We start from the raw sequence: 20,643 nt of genomic DNA on the forward strand, positions 1-20,643 counted from the left end.
AGTTACGCCGGGTTAACCATAATTTGACGAATCCCGGGTCACGATCCTCTTCGAGAGCCAACGCAGCTTGGCCGAGGATCGGCGTTCATGAGTCCAGCCCGTATCATCATCCTGGTTGTCGCGCTTGTTGCGGGGCTTGGCGCAGCATTGCTGATCCAACGTCCCAAGGCGACACCGGCACCGGTGACACGCTATGAGCCGGCGCCGACGGTTCCGGTCCTGGTCGCAGCTGCCGATATTCCGGTCGGCAATACGCTCGCTGCCAGCGACATGCGCTGGATCGACTGGCCGGCTGACAGTGTTCCGGCCGGGGTCATCCGCAAGAGCGAGGCGCCTGAGGCCGAAACCGAATTGGCCGGGCAGCTGGCGCGTTTCGCAGTGTCTGGTGGAGAACCGATCCGTCGCGAGAAGCTGATCAAGACGGACGGTACCGGATTCCTCTCGGCGGTTCTGCCGGCCGGCAAGAGGGCAACAGCGATCGCTACCGATAGCCGCGGCGCCAATACGGCCGGTGGCTTCATCCTGCCGAACGACCGTGTGGATGTCATCCGGACTCACCAGGAGGGAGGCGGCGGCAACGCGAATAGCGGCGGCGAGAGCTTCATCAGCGAAACGATCCTGACCAATGTCCGGGTGCTGGCGATCGGTCAGAATATTCAGGAACGCAATGGCGAGAAGGTCGTCATCGGCGAGACGGCGACGCTCGAACTCGAGCCCCGTCAAGTTGAGATCGTCGCTCAGGCGCAACGCAACGGCACGCTTTCGCTCGCCTTGCGCAGCCTCAAGGATGCCGGCGATGCCGGGCGCCCCGACACCGAAGGCGGCCTGACCCTCGTGCGCTACGGCGTCACCAGCAAAAGCGTGAAGCCATGATCCCAAGGCGCATTCTTCGTTCCGTCGCGGCGCCGGTTCTGGCACTCCTGCTCGGCCTGCCGGCCATAGCTCAGTCGACGGGGCCTGCCCCGGTTCTGAATGTCGGCTCCAGCGAGCATGCCATTGCCCGCAAGCTCACGCTCTCGATCGGTCGTTCACTGATCGTGGAATTGCCGCGCGACGCCAAGGAAGTCTTCGTCGCCAACCCCAAAGTGGCCAACGCGGTCGTCCGCTCGGCGCGCAAGCTCTTCATCATCGGCATCGCCGATGGTTCGACCTCGATGTTCGTGATCGACTCCGAAGGCCGTCAGATTTCCGCGCTCGAGATCGAAGTCGGGCGGGATCTCAACGTGCTGCGCCAGACGCTGCGTGCGGCGATGCCCAGAGCCCAGATCGAGGTCAAGCCAGCAGGCAATTCCATCCTCCTGCTCGGCAATGTCGCCAATGCATCGGAAGCGACCCAGGCGGTCGACATCGCGAATGCCTTCGTCGGGACCGCCTCCGGCATCTTCTCCTCGTCCAAGGGCGCCGTGATCAACTCGTTGACGATCCGCGATCGCGACCAGGTGATGGTCAAGGTCGTGATCTCCGAGGTTTCGCGCAAGGCGATCAAGCAGCTCGGCATCAACTCGTCCGGCGAGTGGAAGCTCGGCAATTTCTCGATCACGCCGTCGATCGAGAACCCGCTTCCGTTGCAACCGCAGTCCCTGGCTGCGACGGCGATCGGAGCCGGGATCGGGAACTCGACCAATTTCACCTTGCGTGCGCTGGAGCGCGCAGGCCTCGCCCGCGTTCTGGCGGAACCGATGGTCACTGCGATCTCGGGGGAGAGCGCCAAGTTCACGGCCGGCGGCGATGTCCCTGTGCCCAACGGCTATTCCTGCGACTCGTCGGGCATCTGCACGCTCGGCATCGTCTATAAGCCGGTCGGCGTTTCCTTGAACTTTACCCCGATTGTCCTGTCCGACAACAAGATCAGCATGCGCATTGCCACCGAAGTCACGGAACTCGATTTCGAGAACCAGCTCCGGCTCAGCAATACGAGCAATGTATCGCGGGGCACCAATACCCGGGAATCGGTAAATGCCCCCGCCTTCCGCGTGCGCAAGTCCGACACCACGGTCGAACTGCCATCGGGCGGGACCCTGGCGACGGCCGGGCTGATCCAGCGCGTCTCGAAACAGTCGATCAACGGCTTCCCGGGGCTGATGAACCTGCCGGTGATCGGCGTGCTCTTCCGCTCGCGCGACTATCAGCGCGAGGAGACCGAACTGATGATCACGGTGACGCCCTACATCGCCAAGCCGATGGAGCCGAACCAGATCCAACGCCCGGATGACGGCTTCGTCGATGCCCATGATGCGCAGGCCGTGCTGCTCGGCCGCCTGAACAAGATCTATGGCACCAATAGCGGGCCATTGCCTCAGGCCTACAGGGGCCGGGTCGGCTTCATTGCCGACTAAGGGAGCTCTCATGAACGCGCAAGGGGTGGCTCGGGCCATGACAGATCGAGGACAGCTGCGGATGAGCCATTGGCCTCTGGCCGCCGTTCTGGCCGCCGGCGTTGCTCTTGGAGCCTGCGCGTCGAAGACCGACACGACGGGGTCGATCAGCGCCAGCGATCTGCGCGAGCGGCACCCGATTGTGCTGCGTGACGCGCCACGTTCGCTAGATGTCTTCATCGTGCGGGCCGGTGCGGGTCTCGATCGTCGCCAGGCCGAGGATGTCGCCAGTTTCGCCGCGGACTACCGGCGCAGTGGACGTGGCGGGCTCGTAGCACAGGTGCCAACCGGTGCCGGCCGGGAGATGGCAACCCATGGCACGCTCGAAGCGATCCGCAGAGCCCTGGCGCAGGGCGGGGTGCCGCCCGGATCGCTCTCGGTCAGGACCTATCCGATCGCGGACCCGAATCTCGCCTCGCCTATTCGCCTGACATTCGCCTCGCTGCAGGCGGGCCTGCCGCATTCCTGCGGACAATGGACGCAGGACGCGGGCGTCTCCGACTGGAAACTGGACATGGCCAACGAACCGCTCTGGAATTTCGGCTGTTCCAGCCAGGCGACATTGGCCGCGCAGGTCGCCGATCCGATCGACCTCGTCCGCGGCCGGACCGAGGGCCGCGCCGATATCGTCAAGCGCATGAACGCGATCGGCAAGCTGCGTGAGGGCAAGGACCCCTCGACCCAGTACCGGCAGGAAACGCCGCAGATCAACCAGTCGGTCGGAGGCCACTGATGGATCCGGCGCAGAATTTCGAAGCCCAGGCAGCGAGCAGTGCCGGCGACGAGGTCATCGCGCCGCTGCCGCGCATCACGCTGCAGGCGTTTTGCGAAACGCCTGCCATTGCTGCTGCCATGCAGACGGCGACCACTGACCGGCGTATGGAGAAGACGCATTCGCGCGTCCAGATGGGGGGACCCGCGGCCGCGGTCGAGGCGTTCCGCACCGCGCCCACGCCCAATGTCATCGTGCTGGAAACGGTGTCCGACGGAGCCACGCTCGTCGGCCATCTCGATGCCCTGGCCCAGAGCTGTGATGCCGGCACGAAGGTCGTCGTCATCGGGCATGTCAATGACGTCCAGCTCTACCGTGATCTGATCCGCCGCGGCGTCAGCGACTACCTGATCGCTCCGCTCGAGGCGCTCGACATCCTGCGCACCCTGTCCGAGCTCTATGTCGCCCCGGGCGCTCGCAATCTCGGGCGCATCGTCGCGGTGATGGGCGCCAAGGGCGGGGTCGGCGCTTCGACAGTGGCCCATAACGTCGCCTGGGCGATGGCGCGCAATCTCGATTTATCGACCGTGATCGTCGATCTCGACATCGCTTTCGGGACGGCGGGGCTCGACTTCAATCAGGATCCGCCGCAGGGCATCGCGGAGGCGGTGTTTGCGCCTGAGCGGCTTGATGCCAACATGCTTGATCGCCTGCTCTCGCGCTGCAGCGACAATCTCGCCTTGCTGGCGGCGCCGGCGATGCTGGATCGGACGCTCGACCTGCAGGAGGACGCGTTCGAGCAGCTCTTCGATCTGTTGCGCGCCAGCGTTCCTTGCGTGGTTCTCGATGTGCCGCATCTCTGGAGCGGCTGGGTCAGGCGCTCTCTGATCGGTGCAGACGAGGTCGTGATTGTTGCCGGCCCAGAACTCGCCTCGCTGCGGAACGCCAAGAACCTGATCGATCTGGCTCGGGCCAGCCGTCCGAATGATTCGCCGCCACGTCTGGTGCTCAATCAGGTTGGCTTGCCGAAGCGGCCCGAGATCGACGCAGGGGAATTTGCCAAGGCCTTGGGTGTCGAGGTGCTCGTCGCGATTCCCTTCGACGCGCAGGTCTTTGGCACGGCTGCAAATAACGGGCAGATGGTTGCGGAGGTCCAGGCCGGCGGCAAGATCAACGAGGCCTTCATTCATATTGCAAGCGCCCTGACCGGGCGCGGCGAGGCCAGGCGCGGAAAGCGCAGCCTGCTGGAGCCGTTGGTCGCCAAGCTCAAGCGTCGCAGGGCCTGAGCTGTGGGGCTATTCTTCGCCGCTACCTCCTGCTCCAACTGGCCGGCTGGCCGTTTCCCGGCGTGAAAGGGGGGTGACATGTTCGGAAAGCGATCCTCGAACGCTGCGACGGCGCAGCCGCTGAGTCCGAAGACTCCCGGCCCCACCTCGGCCGCGCGTCTGCTCGAACCGTCCGCGCCCCTTCCCGATATGCGTCGTCAAGTGCCGGCGGCACCCATGGCTCCGGTCGAAACACCGAAGTCCGACGATTACTACCAGATGAAGAGCATGATCTTCGGGGCGCTGATCGAGGCGATCGACCTCTCTCAGCTCGCGAAGCTCGATGGTGAATCGGCGCGGGAGGAAATCCGCGACATCATCAACGAGATCATTTCGCTCAAGAACGTTGTGCTTTCGATCGCCGAGCAGGAGGAGCTGCTCGACGACATCTGCAACGACGTGCTCGGCTACGGGCCCCTGGAGCCGCTGTTGGCGCGGGACGATATCGCCGACATCATGGTGAATGGCGCCTCGCGCACCTTCATCGAGACCGGCGGCAAGATCCAGCTGACCAATGTTCGCTTTCGCGACAACGCGCAGCTGATGAACATCTGCCAGCGTATCGTCAGCCAGGTCGGCCGGCGCGTCGACGAATCCTCGCCGATCTGCGACGCTCGCCTTGCCGACGGTTCGCGCGTCAATGTCATCGCGCCGCCGCTGGCGATCGACGGGCCAGCTCTCACCATCCGCAAATTCAAGAAGGACAAGCTGACGCTGGATCAGCTCGTCCGCTTTGGCGCGATCTCGCCGCCCGGTGCCGAAATCCTCAAGATCATCGGCAAGGTGCGCTGCAATATCGTGATTTCCGGCGGTACGGGCTCGGGCAAGACGACCCTGCTGAACTGCCTGACCAACTATATCGAGCATGACGAGCGGGTCATCACCTGCGAGGACGCTGCCGAACTGCAGCTCCAGCAACCCCATGTCGTACGCCTCGAGACTCGCCCGCCCAATCTTGAGGGTACGGGCGCGGTCACCATGCGCGACCTCGTCAAGAACTGCCTGCGCATGCGGCCCGAGCGGATCATCGTCGGTGAGGTGCGTGGCCCGGAAGCGTTCGACCTGCTGCAGGCGATGAACACCGGCCACGACGGATCGATGGGGACGCTCCACGCCAATACGCCGCGCGAATGCCTGAGCCGTATCGAATCCATGATCACCATGGGTGGGTTCAGCCTGCCTTCGAAGACATTGCGGGAGATGATCTGCTCCTCCGTCGATGTCGTCATTCAGGCCCAGCGCATGCGCGACGGCTCGCGCCGGATCACCCATATCACCGAGGTGATGGGGATGGAGGGCGACGTCATCATCACCCAGGACCTGATGAATTATGAGGTGCTCGGCGAGGATGCGGCGGGCAAGCTGATCGGGCGGCACCGCTCGACCGGCATCGGTCGGCCGCGCTTCTGGGAGCGCGCCCGCTATTTCGGTGAGGAGCAGCGGCTTGCCACGGCGATTGATCAACTCGCGGTCCACGACGAAGCAAACGCCGCGTGATCGCGGCTACGGGCGGAATTGAGCCATGGACCTGAGTGTCATCGCGGTTGTCGTGCTGGCGACCTTTGCGGCGGGCGGCGTGGTCTACGCGCTATTCTATCCGGCGCTGAGCGGGCAGACCCGGGTGGAGAAGCGCCGCAAGGAGTTCGCAGCCCCGGTCGCCGTACGGACGGTCGATCGCGAAGTGCAGGCGCGGCAGAAGCGCGGCCAGATCGCCCAGAGCCTGAAGGACATCGAAACCAGGGAAAACGCTCGCAACAAGGTCACGCTCGAACTCCTGTTGCTTCAGGCCGGGCTGAGCTGGGACCGCCGCAAGTTTTATATTATCAGCGCCGTTTCGGGCGTGGTTGTAGGCTTCCTGTTCTTCCTGGCAACAGCCAATCTCCTGCTCGTTCTGGTCGGTCTGTTCATTGGCGGCTTCGGCCTGCCGCGTTGGCTTCTGTCGCGGACCCGGGCGAAGCGGCTGAAGAAGTTCGGCAACGAATTTCCGAATGCGCTCGACATCATCGTGCGCGGCGTCAAGTCTGGTCTGCCGCTCAACGACTGCCTGCGCATCATCGCTGCCGAAGCCGTCGAGCCCGTCCGGACTGAGTTTCGGCTGATCATCGAGAGCCAGACCTTGGGGCTTCCGCTGACTGAGGCTGCCGCCAAGCTCTTCGAGCGCATGCCCTGCGCGGAAGCCAATTTCTTCGGCATCGTGCTGGCGATCCAGCAGAAGACGGGCGGCAATCTCGCGGAGACCCTCGGCAATCTGTCGAAAGTCATTCGCGAACGTCGCAAGATGCGCGACAAGATCCAGGCGGTTTCGATGGAAGCGAAGGCTTCGGCAGCGATCATCGGGGCCTTGCCCCCGGTGGTTGCGACCCTCGTCTACGTGACCAGTCCAAGATATATCGAGCTTCTCTGGCTCACGCAGATCGGCAAGGTCGCGCTCGTCGCCAGCGGAGTCTGGATGCTGATCGGCATCATGACGATGCGCAAGATGATCAATTTCGACATTTGAGGCTGCGGGAATGATTGCCCTCATCGCCGACAAGCTCGCCGACAGCCAGTTCCTGGTCGCTTTGCTTGCTGCCGTCGCTGCCGCTGCGACGGTTCTGACCCTGGCGATGCCATTGGTCGAGGGCAACGACCTCAACAAGCGCATGAAGAATGTTGCGATCGAGCGCGACAAGATCCGTGCGCGCGAGCGGGACCGCCTGAACCGGCAGAAGGACAAGGTCTCGCTGCGCCAGGAACCCAAGGCGTTCATGCGGCGCATTGTCGATCAGTTCAAGCTGGGCGACTGGCTCGGGACTGAAACTGCGAAGAAGCAACTCGCCATGGCGGGTTATCGCGGGCCACAGGCCGAGATCGGCTTCCTGTTCTTCCGCCTGGTGACGCCGATCGGCCTCTTCCTGTTCACGCTCTTCTACGTCTTCTTCATCAAGGATTTCGGTCAGCCGCCCTTGATCCGGTTCGGCATGGCGATCGGCGGCGCCTATCTGGGCATCAAGGCGCCGGAGATATTCCTGTCGAACCAGATCTCGAAGCGCCAGGCGTCGATGCGGCAGGCCTTTCCCGATGCCCTCGACCTGCTGCTGATCTGTGTCGAGGCGGGCATGTCGATCGAACATGGTTTCCGCAAGGTCTCGACCGAGATTGGCGGTCAGTCGGTCCCCCTCGCCGAGGAGTTCGCGCTCTGCACGGCCGAGCTCTCCTATCTCGCCGAAAGGCGCCAGGCCTATGAGAACCTGGCCGCTCGCACCGGACTCGAGGGCGTGAAGTCGGTCTCGACCGCGCTGGTTCAGGCCGAGCGCTACGGCACGCCGCTCGGTACGGCGCTGCGGACATTGGCGCAGGAAAGTCGCGACCAGCGCATGATGGCGGCGGAGAAGAAGGCTGCGGCATTGCCGCCGAAGCTGACGGTGCCGATGATCCTGTTCTTCCTGCCGGTGCTCTTCGTCGTGATCATGACGCCGGCGATCATTCAGGTGATGAGGCTGAAATAGCTTCGTCCGCGCGACCTGTAAGCCGCCACGCGCATATTGGGCCTGAGCAAGAGCAAAGGGGGGCGGCGGATGCTGCAGAGCCTCCTGACGGCTCATATGCTCGTGGTTGGAGGCCCCGCCGAGGTGACCGGCGGGCCTATCCCTGTGGGATAGACCGATCCGCTTGCTCAGGCTGCGCTGATGCCGCGGTCTTTGCCTTGCTGCTGCCCTTGAGCATGTTCCAGCTATTGGGCTGGCTGACGCTGCGCTTGAGATAGGCGATGGTCGCGGCTGCTTCGGCCGGGCTCTGGTCCTGCTGCGCCAGCGTTTCCGCTTCGCCAAACCTGCCCTGCAGGCCGAGCACCAGCACGAGATTCTGCCGGATTCGCGCGTCGGCCCGGTTGGAGTTCGACGCCTCGCGCAGCACGCGCTCGGCCTCGGGCAGGCGCTTCGACAGCGCGAGCGACAGGCCGAGATTGGACATCACCGTGGGCTCGCCGGGAGCGAGCTTGAGGGCGGTCTCATAGATCTGCTGGGCGCGGGCATGTTCGCCGAGCTGGTCGGCGACGGTGCCTTGTGCCGACAGGACACGCCAGTCAGGTCGTTCCGGCGAATGGGCACGCGAGAGCACCTCGTCCGCCTCCTTGTAGCGGCCATTATCGGCCAGCGAACGACCATAGGCGCCGAGCATCTCGCGATCGTCGCTGTGCACGAGCACCGCGTTCTGCAGGACGGCGAGGGCCTGGGCATTCTGGTCGAGCGCCCGCAGGGCGCGGGCATAGTAGAAGGCGGAGTTCCGGTCCTTCTGGTTCGCGTCGTAGCGCTTGCCCCATTGGTCGGCCTCGGCGCGCCATTCGGCGGGTCCGCGTGGCTGGGTCGGGGCGGATCGCCCGATGGAGCCGGTGATGTCGCCGATCCCGCCGCGGCTTTGGCAGCCGGCCAGGGCGAGCGAGGCGAGGCAGACCGCTGCCAACAGCCGGCCGCGGGAGGCCGCAGACGAAGGATACAAAACTGCGGAGAAGCAGCGGGACATGGGCCAGAGTGCCTTGCCACGAGAGAGAACTGGTCGTTCTGGTGGTAAAACGTTAACCCTAATGCTTCCTTAACTGGCTTCGCCGCTCACTTCTTCGAACAGGTTCCTTCAGCCGTGCACAGCCTGCTCCTTGCCTCTGCGCCGTCCGCCGTCCCGGTTCATCTCGTCTCGAAGGCGGGCTGGCCGGCACTTATCGAGCACCTCGCGCCCGAGGCCGCGCGCTTTGCGAAGGCCCATGGCTTCGCCGCGCGTCCCGGGCAGCATGTCGTGCTGCCGGATGGGCTGGGCGCTGTCAGCGCGGTGCTCCTTGGTGTCGAGGGGGCATCGGCGCGTCGACGCGATCCATTTGCTCCCGGCCGGCTCGCCGCGGTACTGCCGGAGGGCGATTATCGTCTGGAGGGCGAGATCGATGATTTCGGCCTTGCGGCGCTCGGCTGGCTGCTCCAGTCCTATCGGTTCGAGCGTTATCGCAAGCCGCAGCCGGTCCGCGCCCGGCTGCTATTACCCGAGGGCGTGGATGGCGTGGAGCTGAGCGCGCTCGCTGAGGCGGTCGCCTTCGCACGCGATCTCGTCAACACGCCGGCAAGCGACATGGGACCCGCTGAGATCGAGGCTGCGATCCGTCAGCTCGGGCAGGATTTTGGTGCGAGCGTCACCAGCCAGGTCGGGGACGATCTGCTCGAGCACAACTTCCCGATGATCCACGCCGTGGGCCGGGCGTCGCCGCGCGCTCCGCGCCTGATCGACCTCACCTGGGGCAATCCGGCCGATCCGAAGGTGACACTCGTCGGCAAGGGCGTGGCTTTCGATACGGGCGGGCTCAACCTCAAGACAGATGCCGGCATGTTGCTGATGAAGAAGGACATGGGTGGAGCTGCGGCTGCGGCTGCCGCTGCGCGCATGATCATGCAGGCGAAGCTTCCGGTACGGCTGCGCCTCCTTGTGCCCGCCGTAGAGAATGCCGTTTCCGGGGCATCCTTCCGCCCGGGCGATGTGCTCCGCAGCCGAAAGGGGCTGACGGTTGAAATCGGCAACACCGACGCCGAGGGCCGGCTCATTCTGGCCGACGCGCTGGCGCTGGCGGACGAGGAAGCCCCGGAACTGCTGATCGACTATGCGACGTTGACCGGCGCCGCCCGTGTCGCGCTCGGTCCCGACCTGCCACCCTTCTACACCCATGACGAAGGGCTCGCGGTCGAGATTTCTCGGCTGGGGCAGGCGGTAAACGACCCGGTGTGGCGCATGCCGCTCTGGCCGCCCTATGACGGGCTGCTCGACTCCAAGATCGCCGACGTCAACCACGTCTCCGGAGGCTCGTTTGCCGGCTCCGTCACAGCTGCGCTCTTCCTCAATCGCTTCGTCGAGAAGACACAGTCCTACGCGCATTTCGATATCTATGCCTGGAACCCGTCGTCGAAGCCTGGTCGTCCCGAGGGCGGCGAATGCCAGGCCGCGCGCTTGACCTATGCATTGGTCAAGCAGCTCTATCCGACGCTCCAGGGATGAAGCCCGGCGATCTCCGCGCGGCATGCCATTGATAGTCGGCGGTTAAGTCTGTTCGACGAGAGCGATTGCAGCCGCAGCTTGGCGCGATAATGATACGGACCCGTAACGATCGGGGTTCGTATCAGTCATGGCGTTGGAGATTAGGCCTTCGCAGGCGCTCAGGCTCTGGCGGCAGGTGCATCTCGATCTGGTGCATGACGGGCAGGCGGACCTTTCGGCCCGCCAGACCGCGATCCTGCTGACGATCTATCTCGAGTTGCCGCCGCATACCGTGCGCGGGCTTGCCCAGCAGCTCGGCGTCACCAAGCCCGTGATTACCCGCGCACTCGACACGATGGGCAAGCTCGGCCTCGTCACGCGCAGGCGCGACGAGTTCGATCGGCGCAATGTCGTAATCCAGCGGACCGTGGCCGGGGCCCTTGCCGTCGAACGGCTTGCCGATCTGGTGGTGCAACGGGCGCGTGATCTCGGGCCGGGTTGAGCAAAGGCGTCTTCGCGCAATGACAGGCTCCGGCTATGATGCCTGCATGAACACGATTCTCGACCGCCGCCTGACCCCGGCCCGTTCCGACCTCGCCGCCCGGCACCTGATGGGCCAGGTCGAGGCGCGGGCCTTCGCCGATCCCGTCACCATGCGCGTCGTTGCCCCCTCCGCACCGGTTCGGCGCGAACCGCGCCCCGACGCCCCTCTCGATACCGAGGCACTCGCGGGCGAGGTCGTGCAGGTTTACGAGCAGCATGAGGGCTGGGCCTGGGGCCAGCTCGGCGCCGACGGCTATGTTGGCTATCTGCCGGACGATGCGCTGCGCGCCGATGTGCCTGCGCCGACGCATCGCATTTGCGCTCTGCGGACCTTCGTCTATCCCGGAGCCTCGATCAAACTGCCGCCGCTTGCCGCGCTATCGCTGGGCGCCGGCTTGGCCGTTGCCGGCGAGAGCGGCAATTTTCTCGTACTCGCCGATGGTGGCCATGTCTGGCGCACGCATCTTGCGGAACTCAGCGAGGGCGAGACCGATTTCGTCGCCGTAGCCGAGCGTTTCGAGCATGTCCCCTATCTCTGGGGCGGCAAGACCAGTCTCGGCCTCGACTGCTCCGGCCTCACCCAACTGGCTCTGGCCGCGGCCAGGATCGCTTCGCCGCGTGATTCCGACATGCTGGAGGCAGCGATAGGCCAGCCAATCGCCTTCGATGAGAGCCTCGCCGGCTTGAAGCGCGGCGACCTCGTTTTCTGGAAGGGGCATGTCGGCATCATGACCGATGCCGAGACGCTGCTGCATGCCAATGGCTATACGATGACGGTCTATCGCGAGCCGTTGCGGACCGCTCGCGACCGGATCCTGGTCAAGAGCTTCGGCGCCATCACCAGCATCCGGCGGATTGCTGGCGCTTAGATCATCGGACCGGAATCGTATCCGGTCCGGTGATCTAAGTCTTTGTGTTCGCATCGGTTTTCCAGAAAATCGCAATCCACTTTTCGGGCCGATGCTCTAATCCAGCGCTTTCAGCCGATAGAGGGCGTCAAGCGCAGCGCGTGGCGTCATCTCGTCGAGGTCGAGCGCGGCGAGCGCTTCGCGCAGGACGTCCGGGCTAGCTTCGGCGCTGGCAACGGGTGCAGCTCGCCGGGCCGGCGCGGCAAAGAGCGGCAGATCATCGACCAGCGAGGCGACAGGCTTCTCGCGCTCCGTCTTCTCCAGCTCTCCGAGAATGGCGCGGGCCCGCTCGACCACGGCCGGCGGGAGGCCGGCGAGCTTGGCAACCTGGATGCCGTAGGAGCGGTCGGCGGCACCGGGCACGACCTCGTGAAGAAAGACGACCTCGCCATTCCACTCTGTCACGCGCACCGTGGCATTGGTGACCCGCGCCAGCCGGTCTCCGAGCGCGGTCAGCTCGTGATAATGCGTCGCAAACAGCGAGCGGCAGCGATTGATCTCGTGCAGGTGCTCGATCGCGGCCCAGGCGATCGACAGGCCGTCGAAGGTCGCCGTGCCGCGGCCGATCTCGTCGAGGATGACGAGTGCGCGCGGCCCGGCCTGGTTGAGGATCGCGGCGGTCTCGACCATCTCGACCATGAAGGTGGAGCGGCCCCTGGCGAGATCGTCGGCGGCGCCGACGCGTGAGAACAGCCGGTCGACAATGCCGATATGGGCGCTCGCGGCGGGCACATAGGAACCCATCTGCGCCAGCACGGCGATCAGCGCGTTCTGGCGCAGGAAGGTCGATTTACCCGCCATGTTCGGGCCCGTGATGAGGCAGATGCGTCCGCCGGTATCGGCCGCGCCGAGAGACGAGAGCTCGCTGTCATTGGCGACGAAGGGTTTTCCGTCGCGCTTCAGAGCCGCCTCGACAACCGGGTGGCGTCCCCCCTTGATGGTGAAGTCGGCGCCATCATCGACGAGGGGTCTCGTCCAGTTTTCACTGGCCGCGAGTGCCGCAAGGCTTGCTGCGACATCGATCTCGGCGAGAGCGAGCGCTGCCGCCTTCACAGGCTCGGCTTCGTCGAGAACGGCCGTATTGAGTGAGGCGAAGACCGAGAGTTCGAGCTTCAGCGCGCGGTCAGCGGCGGAGGCGATCTTCGATTCGAGCTCGCCGAGCTCGACCGAGGAGAAGCGCATCGCGTCCGACATGGTCTGACGGTGGACGAAGGTGGCGCGCCAGGGCTCTCTCAGGAAGTCCTCGCCGGCGGCCTGCGGCACCTCGACGAAATAGCCCAGCATGGAATTATGCTTGATCCGCAAGGTGCGGCAGCCGGTCTCGGCTGCATAGTGCGCCTGGAGCTGGGCAATGACCTTTCGCGAATCGACCTGGAGCAGCCTGAGTTCGTCGAGTGCTGCGTCGTAGCCGTCACGTACGAAGCGTCCATCGCGACGGTTGAGCGGCAAATCGTCGGCCAGCGTCTCGGTCAGCCGGGCGGGTAGGGCTGGATCGGTGGCGGCCAGCGTTCGGGCGGCCTGCGTCAGGGCTTTCGGCAGGTTGTCATGGTCGGCGAGCGACTGCGCGATCGCGCGTGCCGCGGTCAGGCCTGCGCCAAGCGCCGCCAGGTCGCGCGGACCGCCGCGATCGAGCGAGAGCCGGGCGAGCGCACGGGCGATATCCGGCACATGGTCGAGCTCTCGGCGCAGGGCCTCGCGCAGGGGCGCATCGTTCAGTAGTGCCTCCACGGCGTCGTGCCGCAATGCGATCGCCGCCGGCTCGGTCAACGGTCCGGCAAGCCGCTCCGCCAGGAGCCGCGCTCCGCCGGGTGTCACCGTCCGGTCGATGCTGGAGAGAAGGCTCCCGGTTCGCTCGCCCGAAAGCGTGCGTGTCAGCTCGAGATTGGCGCGTGTCGCAGCGTCGATCAGCATGGTCGCACTGCCGGAATCGCGGACCGGAGGCGACAGGGGCGGGCGGGCGCCGAACTGGGTCCGCTCGACATAGGCCAGCGCTGCGCCTGCGGCCGCGATCTCGGCGCGGCTGAAGGCGCCGAAGGCATCCAGTGTGGCTACGCCGAAGAACTCCTTGAGCCTGCGCTCGGCCGAAGCCGCATCGAGGCCCTCGCGAGCCAGAGGGGTCACCGGCACCGTCAGCTCGCGCCAGAATTCCTTCAGTTCGGGGTCGTCGTGGATCGCTTCCGGGCAAACGATCTCGCGCGGCTCAAGCCGGGCGAACTCGACGGCGAGCCGCTCCGACGGGGCCTCCATGACCGAGAAACGTCCTGTCGAGATGTCGACCGACGCCAGACCGTAGAGCGCACTCGAATCGCTGAGCTTGCGGCGTGCAACCGCGACCAGAAGGCTGGCGCGTCCGGGGTCGAGCAGTCGCTCCTCGGTGATGGTGCCAGGCGTCACCAGGCGCACGACGTCGCGCTGGACCACCGATTTGCCGCCGCGCTTCTTCGCTTCGGCGGGATCTTCGGTCTGTTCGCAGACGGCGACGCGGTGTCCGGCGGCGATCAGGCGCTGGAGATAGTCATCGGCGCGGTCGACCGGCACACCGCACATCGGGATGTCCTCACCGAGATGCTTGCCGCGCTTGGTCAGCACGATGCCGAGCGTGCGCGAGGCGATCTCGGCGTCCCTGAAGAACAGCTCGTAGAAATCGCCCATCCGGTAGAACAGCAGGCAATCGGGATTGGCCGCTTTGATCTCGACATATTGCGCCATCATCGGCGTGACGCGGCCGGGGTCGACCGCGGCCGCAGCCTTCGGGACGGAACTCGCTGCTTCGGGAAGGCTCGGGGATTCAGGAATGTCGCTGCGCATGGCCGGCGGACGCTATCAAAAACCGCGCGCGCCGCCATCCGTTAGCGAGACTTTCAACAATTGAAAGCACGGTCATTTCGTCATTCCGGCCCAAGGCCCGTTCATGCTGCTTCTGATCAGTCTCGTCGAAAGCCTGTCCTTCCTGCTGCTTGCGGCGTTGATCCTGACCATTGCGGCCCCGTTGATCGAGGGGCGGCCCTGGCTACGCTCATGCTGCGTCGGAGTGCTGTTTTCGGTCGGCGGCCTGCTCAGCATGGCGCATCCTTTTGTGCTTCAGCCCGGCATCGCCATTGATTCCCGCAATGTCTTCGCCATTCTGGCCGGACCGGTGGGAGGGCCCCTGGCCGCCGCTGTCACTGCTGTTTCGCTTGCCGCCATGCGTTACGCCAATGGCGGGGCCGGTATGCCGACCGGGGTTGCGGGAATCGTGCTGCACGCCCTTGCCGGTGTCGCCTATGCCGCCTGGCTGGGCCGGCGCAGGCGACCGCTGGCGTTCCGCGATCTTGCGGCGCTGAGCCTGGTCGGGGCTGGCTGCCTGATCGCCTCGGTGGCCTTTATGCCGAGCTGGGTCGTCGCCGAGCGGTTTCTGCGCGAGGCCGTGCCGGCCATGATTGCGGTGAGCGCTGCGGGCACGATGCTGGTTGGCCTCGTCATCAATAATGATCGTGAGCGGCGCGAGAACTCCTACAGGCTACGGACATTGATTCAGCGGGCGCCGGGCACGCTCTATCAACGGATCCTTCATCCCGCGGGTGTGACGAGCTATCGGTTCGCCTCCTTCTCCATCGACAAGTCGCTTGGGATTGCCAGGGAAGAGGTCGAGCGCGACCCGGAGATCTGGCTCGGAAGGATGCTGCCCGAGGATCGGGAGCGCTTCGAGCAACTGCGGGCGGCGCCGGAGGGGGCTGCCACCCTCTGGCGTTTCGAGGCGCGCTACCGCGGCGCTGGCGGATCAATCGTCTGGCTGCGCAGCGAATCGACGCGGCGCAAGATGGCGGACGGTTCCGTCGTCTGGGACGGCATCCTGCTCGACATCACCGACGAGAAGACGCTGGAAGCGCGCCAGCAGGCCCTGGAGGAACAGCGCAAGGCAGCCTTGACCGAACTTGCCGGCGACCTCGAGGTCACCGTGGGGCACGCCTTGCGGCAGGTTGGCGCTTCGGTGCGCGACATGCACCAGGCTGCGAGCCAGATGGCGGAGAACGCCAATAGCACCGCACTGCGCGCCGTCGATGTGACGCGCCAGGCCGAGAACGCCTCCCAGCGCGTTGGCAGCGTCGCGGTCGCCGCCGAAGAGATCGATGCCTCGATCCGCGAGCTGACGCGCCAGACCTTGCACGCCGACGACACAGCACGCGAGGCAGCAAGCTATGTCCGCTCCACGCGCCGCGATGTTGCAGGTCTCACCGAGGCGGCCGACAAGGTCAGTTCCGTGCTCGCCTTCATCGAGGACATCGCCTCCCGGACCAATCTGCTCGCACTCAATGCCACGATCGAGGCGGCGCGTGCCGGTGCGGCAGGACGAGGATTTGCCGTCGTTGCCGGGGAGGTGAAGAACCTGGCGGAACAGACGCAGAAGGCGACGCGCGATGTCGCCGATACGCTGCAGGATATCCGCTCCGCCGCCTCCACCGCTTCAGACGCGATCGCGCGGATCGAAGGCACGATGAGCGTGATCGAGCAGACCTCCAGCGCCATTGCCGAGGTCGTCGGCCGGCAGGCCGGGATCGTCTCCGGCATTGCTTCGGACGCGGTGCTTGTTGCCGGCAGCACCACTGCGGTCAGCGAAAGCGTCGGCAGCGTCGGCGGTGAGGCCCGGATGACCGGCGAGAGCGCCATTCAGGTGGTGGAAGCCGCGCGCCAGGTCAGCGAGCAGACAGTTGCGCTCGATCGCTATGTCGGAGATTTCGTCCGCAGCGTTCGCGGCAGGCTCTGAAGGCAGCGACCGTCCTTCATTCTTGCGTCATCGTCATCAGGCTTGATCCGCAATCGCGCCTTGTGGAGCGGCTGCCGGCTGACCTAATGTCGGTACCCTTCAGGAAACGCTCACAAAAAGAACAGTCGCATGAACGATAGCCCGCCGATCAAACGCGCCCGCCCGACCTTCACCGATCAGGAGGCGTTGCTGTTCCACTCGCAGGGGCGGCCGGGCAAGCTCGAGATCGTGCCGACCAAGCCGATGGCGACGCAGCGAGACCTCTCGCTGGCCTATTCGCCAGGCGTTGCGGTGCCGGTGCTGGCGATCGCGGAAGATCCGTCGCGGGCCTATGACTACACCACGCGTTCGAACCTCGTGGCGGTGATCACGAACGGAACGGCGATTCTCGGTCTGGGCAATCTCGGCGCGCTCGCCTCCAAGCCGGTGATGGAAGGCAAGTCGGTGCTGTTCAAGCGCTTCGCCGACGTCGATTCGATCGATCTCGAGGTCGACACCGAAGATGCCGACGCCTTCATCGATGCGGTGCGCTATCTCGGACCGTCTTTCGGCGGCATCAATCTCGAGGACATCAAGGCGCCGGAATGCTTCATCATCGAAGAGCGCCTGCGCGAATTGATGGATATTCCGGTCTTTCACGACGACCAGCACGGCACTGCGATCATCGCTGCCGCCGGCCTGATCAACGCGCTCGATCTGACTGGCCGCGACGTCAAGACGACCAGGCTCGTCGTCAATGGCGCGGGCGCTGCCGCCATCGCCTGCACCGAGTTGCTCAAGGCGATGGGCTTCAAGCCCGACAACGTCATCCTCTGCGACACCAAGGGCGTGATCTATCAGGGCCGCACCGAGGGCATGAACCAGTGGAAGTCGGCGCATGCCGCCGTCACCGACCGGCGCACCCTCGCACAGGCGATGGAGGGCGCCGACGCCTTCTTCGGCCTCAGCCAGAAGGGCGCGGTGACGTCGGACATGGTTCGCTCCATGGCTCCGAACCCGATCATCTTCGCGATGGCCAATCCCGACCCGGAGATCACGCCGGAAGAGGTCGCAGCGGTACGTGACGACGCCATCATGGCGACAGGTCGCTCGGATTATCCGAACCAGGTCAACAACGTCCTCGGCTTCCCCTTCATCTTCCGTGGCGCGCTCGATGTCCGCGCCACCACGATCAACATGGAGATGAAGATCGCCGCCGCCGAGGCTCTTGCCTCGCTGGCACGCGAGGATGTGCCGGACGAGGTGGCCGCCGCCTATCAGGGGGCGCGTCCGCGCTACGGCAAGGACTATATCATTCCTGTCCCGTTCGACCCGCGTCTGATCCATGTCGTGCCGATGGCGGTCGCCAAGGCGGCGATGGAAACGGGCGTTGCCGGCAAACCGATCGTCGATACCGGGGCCTATAAGGCGCAGCTCTCGGCCCGGCGCGATCCCGTCGCCGGCACGCTGAACCGCATCTTCGAGCGGGTTCGCCGCTACCCCAAGCGCGTCGTCTTCGCCGAGGGCGAGGAGGAGCAGGTCATTCGCGCCGCCACCTCCTTCGTCAATCAAGGACTGGGGCACGCCATTCTGGTCGGCCGCGAGGACCGGATCAGCGAAACCGCGACCTTTCTCGGCGTCGATCTTGAAGCCAAGGGCATCGAGATCCAGAACGCGCGGCTCTCGCATCGAAACACCGCCTATGCCCAGTATGTCTATGAGCGCCTGCAGCGGCACGGCTACCTGTTCCGCGACTGCCAGCGCCTGATCAACCAGGACCGCAACCATTTCGCCGCTGCGATGGTGGCGCTCGGCGATGCCGATGCGATGGTGACGGGCGTCACCCGCAATTACTCGATCGCCCTGGAGGAGGTCCGGCGTGTCATTGACGACAAGCCGGGGCATCGGCTGATCGGCGTCTCGGTCGTGATCTCTCGCGGCCGCACGGTGCTTGTCGCCGATACGGCGATCACGGAGATGCCTTCGGCGCAGGAACTGTCCGAAATCGCCATCGAGGCAGCTGGTGTCGCACGTCGTCTCGGCTACGAGCCGAAGGTCGCAATGCTCGCCTTCTCGACCTTCGGCCATCCGGCGGGCGAGCGCTCCGAGAAGGTGCGCGAGGCGGTCAAGATCCTCGATGGGCAGCGCGTCGATTTCGAATATGACGGCGAGATGGCGGCCGATGTCGCGCTCAATCGCGACGTGATGAGCCAGTACCCGTTCTGTCGCCTGACAGCACCGGCCAATGTGCTTGTCATGCCGGCGTTTCACTCGGCGTCGATCTCGACCAAGATGCTGCAGGAACTCGGGGGCTCAACCGTGATCGGTCCGCTGATCGTCGGTCTCGACAAGCCGGTGCAGATCGTGCCGCTCGGTGCCAAGGATTCCGACATCGTCAACATGGCGGCGCTCGCCGCCTTCAATATCGGCGGCTGAACGCGCTGGTCGTCATTGCTATGGGATCAAGGTGATCCAGCGCCTCCCCGGTGCTGGATCACCGGGTTCTTCGCGATAACGGGCCAGGTATTCAGGACGCCATCTTCCTGCGGGTCTCGGGCGTCTTCCTGGCCGGGGCCGAGAATTCGGCCGACGGGCGTGGGCGAGACGGTCGTAATCTGTATGCTCCGGCCCGAACCGTTCTTGTTGCCGCTGCTATCCTTGTCGACGATGGCCCAGGCGCCTCGTTCGGCCTCCTCATGCGGGACGCCGGGAGCCTCGCCGCTCTCCTCGATATGACGGGCCTTGCGCCCTTGCTTGTCGGTGCAGGCGGATTTGTTGCCGTGCGGCTTGGCTCCCTCCCGTTTCTGGGTTCTCAGTCGGGCAACGCACTGCTCCAGCTCAGATTTCAGCCAGGCGCCGGCGCAGGTCGAAGGCTGGGCCAGTCCTGAAATTGCCATGGAGCGGGCGGAATCTGCGCCCTCGGGCCTTCTTCTGCTCAACCCAACTTGGAACGGGATTCGTCCGTCGATGCCGGATGAGTTCGCTCGACCGGGAGGACGTGATGCGCGAACCCGATATGCAAAAACTCGATGCCCTGATCGGCAATCTCGTTGGCGATGTCGGCGCCTCCGTTTCGGGCGCCCTTGTTGTGCTCGGGGACAGGCTGGGCCTCTTCAAGGCGATGGCCGATGGAGAGCCCGTCAGCCCGCAGATGCTCGCGCAAAGGACCGGCTTGAAGGAACGCTATTTGCGGGAGTGGCTGTCGGCGCAGGCGGCCGCCGGCTATGTGACCTATGACGAGGGCGAGGACCGCTTCAGCCTGACGCCCGAACAGGCGATGGTCTTCGCCGAGGACGACAGTCCCGCCTTTTTCGCGGGCGCCTTCGAAATCGTCCAGTCGATGTGGATCGACGAACCCAAGGTCGCGGAAGCGTTCCGGACCGGCAAGGGTTTAGGCTGGCATGAGCACAGCAATTGCCTGTTTCGCGGCACCGAGCGCTTCTTCCGGCCCGGGTATAACAGCCATCTCGTGGCAGACTGGCTTCCGGCGCTGGACGGTGTGCAGGAGCGCCTGGAGGAGGGCGCCGTCGTTGCCGATGTCGGCTGCGGCCATGGCGCCTCGACCATTCTGATGGCCCTGGCCTACCCCAAGTCCTCCTTCACGGGCTTCGATTATCACGGGCCTTCGATAGAACGCGCACGCGCCGCGGCGGAGGAGGCCGGTGTCGCCGCGCGCGTGTCCTTCGCACAGGCCAGCGCGAAGGACTTTCCGGGGCGGTCCTGGGATCTCGTCGCCATGTTCGATTGTCTGCACGACATGGGCGACCCGGTCGGCGCAGGCAGGCACGTCAAAGAGACCTTGGGCCCGAACGGCACCTGGATGATCGTCGAGCCCTTCGCGCATGATCGCTTGAAGGACAATCTCAACCCGGTCGGCCGGATCTACTATGGCGCCTCGACCTTGATCTGCACGCCGGCCTCGCTGTCCCAGGAGGTCGGCCTCGGGCTTGGCGCCCAGGCCGGCGAGCTGCGACTTCGCAAGGTTGTGCTCGACGCCGGATTCTCGCATTTCCGCCGTGCGACCGAGACGCCGTTCAACATGGTCTTCGAAGTTCGGGCCTGAAAGCGGCGC

Annotated in this window: 16 protein-coding genes; 13 read left to right on the forward strand and 3 right to left on the reverse strand. The window is 65.1% G+C overall.

The features are described from left to right. Positions 1-87 precede the first annotated feature (87 nt). The 7 genes from cpaB to AB4099_RS14965 all read left to right on the forward strand — a co-directional run bounded on the left by cpaB (position 88) and on the right by AB4099_RS14965 (position 7,900). Positions 88-873, forward strand: coding sequence for a Flp pilus assembly protein CpaB (gene cpaB, locus AB4099_RS14935; RefSeq protein WP_069878340.1), 786 nt, complete (start codon positions 88-90; stop codon positions 871-873). Then, positions 870-2,336: a type II and III secretion system protein family protein gene (locus AB4099_RS14940; protein WP_441478632.1), complete on the forward strand. Its 1,467-nt coding sequence runs from the start codon at positions 870-872 to the stop codon at positions 2,334-2,336. The genes cpaB and AB4099_RS14940 overlap by 4 nt, the downstream gene beginning before the upstream one ends. Before the next feature lie 61 nt (positions 2,337-2,397). Next, positions 2,398-3,108: a CpaD family pilus assembly protein gene (locus tag AB4099_RS14945; RefSeq protein ID WP_441478633.1), complete on the forward strand. Its 711-nt coding sequence runs from the start codon at positions 2,398-2,400 to the stop codon at positions 3,106-3,108. Then, positions 3,108-4,373 (forward strand): AAA family ATPase, encoded by a 1,266-nt coding sequence (locus tag AB4099_RS14950; RefSeq protein ID WP_441478634.1) that lies wholly within the window; start codon positions 3,108-3,110, stop codon positions 4,371-4,373. Before AB4099_RS14945 ends, AB4099_RS14950 begins: the two co-directional genes overlap by 1 nt. Positions 4,374-4,451: 78 nt before the next feature. Continuing rightward, on the forward strand, positions 4,452-5,909 hold the full coding sequence (locus AB4099_RS14955; RefSeq protein ID WP_441478635.1) for a CpaF family protein: 1,458 nt from the start codon (positions 4,452-4,454) through the stop codon (positions 5,907-5,909). Between the two features lie 25 nt (positions 5,910-5,934). Then, positions 5,935-6,912, forward strand: coding sequence for a type II secretion system F family protein (locus tag AB4099_RS14960; protein ID WP_441478636.1), 978 nt, complete (start codon positions 5,935-5,937; stop codon positions 6,910-6,912). Between the two features lie 10 nt (positions 6,913-6,922). Beyond that, positions 6,923-7,900, forward strand: coding sequence for a type II secretion system F family protein (locus tag AB4099_RS14965; protein ID WP_069878330.1), 978 nt, complete (start codon positions 6,923-6,925; stop codon positions 7,898-7,900). A gap of 136 nt (positions 7,901-8,036) precedes the next feature. Here AB4099_RS14965 and AB4099_RS14970 read toward each other — a convergent pair whose 3' ends face one another. Continuing rightward, the gene (locus AB4099_RS14970) at positions 8,037-8,852 is read right to left on the reverse strand and encodes a tetratricopeptide repeat protein (RefSeq protein WP_441478637.1); all 816 of its coding nucleotides are present in this window, start codon (positions 8,850-8,852) and stop codon (positions 8,037-8,039) included. 174 nt (positions 8,853-9,026) lie between these two features. On the opposite strand from AB4099_RS14970, the gene AB4099_RS14975 reads away from it, so the two are divergent. From AB4099_RS14975 to AB4099_RS14985, 3 genes are all read left to right on the forward strand, one after another. After that, entirely contained in the window at positions 9,027-10,418 is a 1,392-nt protein-coding gene (locus tag AB4099_RS14975; RefSeq protein WP_441478638.1) for a leucyl aminopeptidase family protein, read from the forward strand. 127 nt (positions 10,419-10,545) lie between these two features. Further along, positions 10,546-10,899, forward strand: coding sequence for a MarR family transcriptional regulator (locus tag AB4099_RS14980; protein WP_069878324.1), 354 nt, complete (start codon positions 10,546-10,548; stop codon positions 10,897-10,899). A 46-nt stretch (positions 10,900-10,945) separates the two neighbouring features. After that, positions 10,946-11,809, forward strand: a complete 864-nt coding sequence (locus tag AB4099_RS14985) for a C40 family peptidase (RefSeq protein ID WP_441478639.1) — start codon at positions 10,946-10,948, stop codon at positions 11,807-11,809. Between the two features lie 96 nt (positions 11,810-11,905). Here the strand turns inward: AB4099_RS14985 and mutS are convergent, their stop codons facing one another. Next, positions 11,906-14,656: a DNA mismatch repair protein MutS gene (gene mutS, locus AB4099_RS14990; RefSeq protein WP_441478640.1), complete on the reverse strand. Its 2,751-nt coding sequence runs from the start codon at positions 14,654-14,656 to the stop codon at positions 11,906-11,908. Between the two features lie 103 nt (positions 14,657-14,759). On the opposite strand from mutS, the gene AB4099_RS14995 reads away from it, so the two are divergent. Continuing rightward, on the forward strand, positions 14,760-16,592 hold the full coding sequence (locus tag AB4099_RS14995) for a methyl-accepting chemotaxis protein (RefSeq protein WP_441478641.1): 1,833 nt from the start codon (positions 14,760-14,762) through the stop codon (positions 16,590-16,592). A gap of 129 nt (positions 16,593-16,721) precedes the next feature. Further along, positions 16,722-19,007, forward strand: coding sequence for an NADP-dependent malic enzyme (locus AB4099_RS15000; protein WP_441478642.1), 2,286 nt, complete (start codon positions 16,722-16,724; stop codon positions 19,005-19,007). A gap of 26 nt (positions 19,008-19,033) precedes the next feature. On the opposite strand, the gene AB4099_RS15005 is transcribed toward AB4099_RS15000, so the two are convergent. Further along, a complete protein-coding gene (locus AB4099_RS15005; RefSeq protein WP_441478643.1) occupies positions 19,034-19,468 on the reverse strand; it encodes a hypothetical protein in 435 nt (144 codons plus the stop codon). Positions 19,469-19,572: 104 nt separating this feature from the next. Between AB4099_RS15005 and AB4099_RS15010 the strand changes: the two genes are divergently transcribed. Beyond that, on the forward strand, positions 19,573-20,634 hold the full coding sequence (locus AB4099_RS15010; RefSeq protein ID WP_113517068.1) for a class I SAM-dependent methyltransferase: 1,062 nt from the start codon (positions 19,573-19,575) through the stop codon (positions 20,632-20,634). The last annotated feature ends 9 nt before the right edge of the window (positions 20,635-20,643 follow it).

Source organism: Allobosea sp. 2KB_26 (assembly GCF_052115715.1).
In the GTDB taxonomy this organism is placed as follows: Bacteria; Pseudomonadota; Alphaproteobacteria; order Rhizobiales; family Beijerinckiaceae; genus Allobosea.

Excerpts from the sequence above, each read along its gene's own strand:
- AB4099_RS14980 (WP_069878324.1), top strand. The coding sequence starts at position 10,546 with ATGGCGTTGGAGATTAGGCCTTCGCAGGCGCTCAGGCTCTGGCGGCAG.
- AB4099_RS15005 (WP_441478643.1), bottom strand. The coding sequence starts at position 19,468 with ATGGCAATTTCAGGACTGGCCCAGCCTTCGACCTGCGCCGGCGCCTGG.
- cpaB (WP_069878340.1), top strand. The coding sequence starts at position 88 with ATGAGTCCAGCCCGTATCATCATCCTGGTTGTCGCGCTTGTTGCGGGG.
- AB4099_RS14965 (WP_069878330.1), top strand. The coding sequence starts at position 6,923 with ATGATTGCCCTCATCGCCGACAAGCTCGCCGACAGCCAGTTCCTGGTC.
- AB4099_RS14940 (WP_441478632.1), top strand. The coding sequence starts at position 870 with ATGATCCCAAGGCGCATTCTTCGTTCCGTCGCGGCGCCGGTTCTGGCA.
- AB4099_RS15000 (WP_441478642.1), top strand. The coding sequence starts at position 16,722 with ATGAACGATAGCCCGCCGATCAAACGCGCCCGCCCGACCTTCACCGAT.
- AB4099_RS14960 (WP_441478636.1), top strand. The coding sequence starts at position 5,935 with ATGGACCTGAGTGTCATCGCGGTTGTCGTGCTGGCGACCTTTGCGGCG.
- AB4099_RS14985 (WP_441478639.1), top strand. The coding sequence starts at position 10,946 with ATGAACACGATTCTCGACCGCCGCCTGACCCCGGCCCGTTCCGACCTC.
- AB4099_RS14945 (WP_441478633.1), top strand. The coding sequence starts at position 2,398 with ATGAGCCATTGGCCTCTGGCCGCCGTTCTGGCCGCCGGCGTTGCTCTT.
- AB4099_RS14995 (WP_441478641.1), top strand. The coding sequence starts at position 14,760 with ATGCTGCTTCTGATCAGTCTCGTCGAAAGCCTGTCCTTCCTGCTGCTT.
- AB4099_RS15010 (WP_113517068.1), top strand. The coding sequence starts at position 19,573 with ATGCGCGAACCCGATATGCAAAAACTCGATGCCCTGATCGGCAATCTC.
- AB4099_RS14955 (WP_441478635.1), top strand. The coding sequence starts at position 4,452 with ATGTTCGGAAAGCGATCCTCGAACGCTGCGACGGCGCAGCCGCTGAGT.
- mutS (WP_441478640.1), bottom strand. The coding sequence starts at position 14,656 with ATGCGCAGCGACATTCCTGAATCCCCGAGCCTTCCCGAAGCAGCGAGT.
- AB4099_RS14950 (WP_441478634.1), top strand. The coding sequence starts at position 3,108 with ATGGATCCGGCGCAGAATTTCGAAGCCCAGGCAGCGAGCAGTGCCGGC.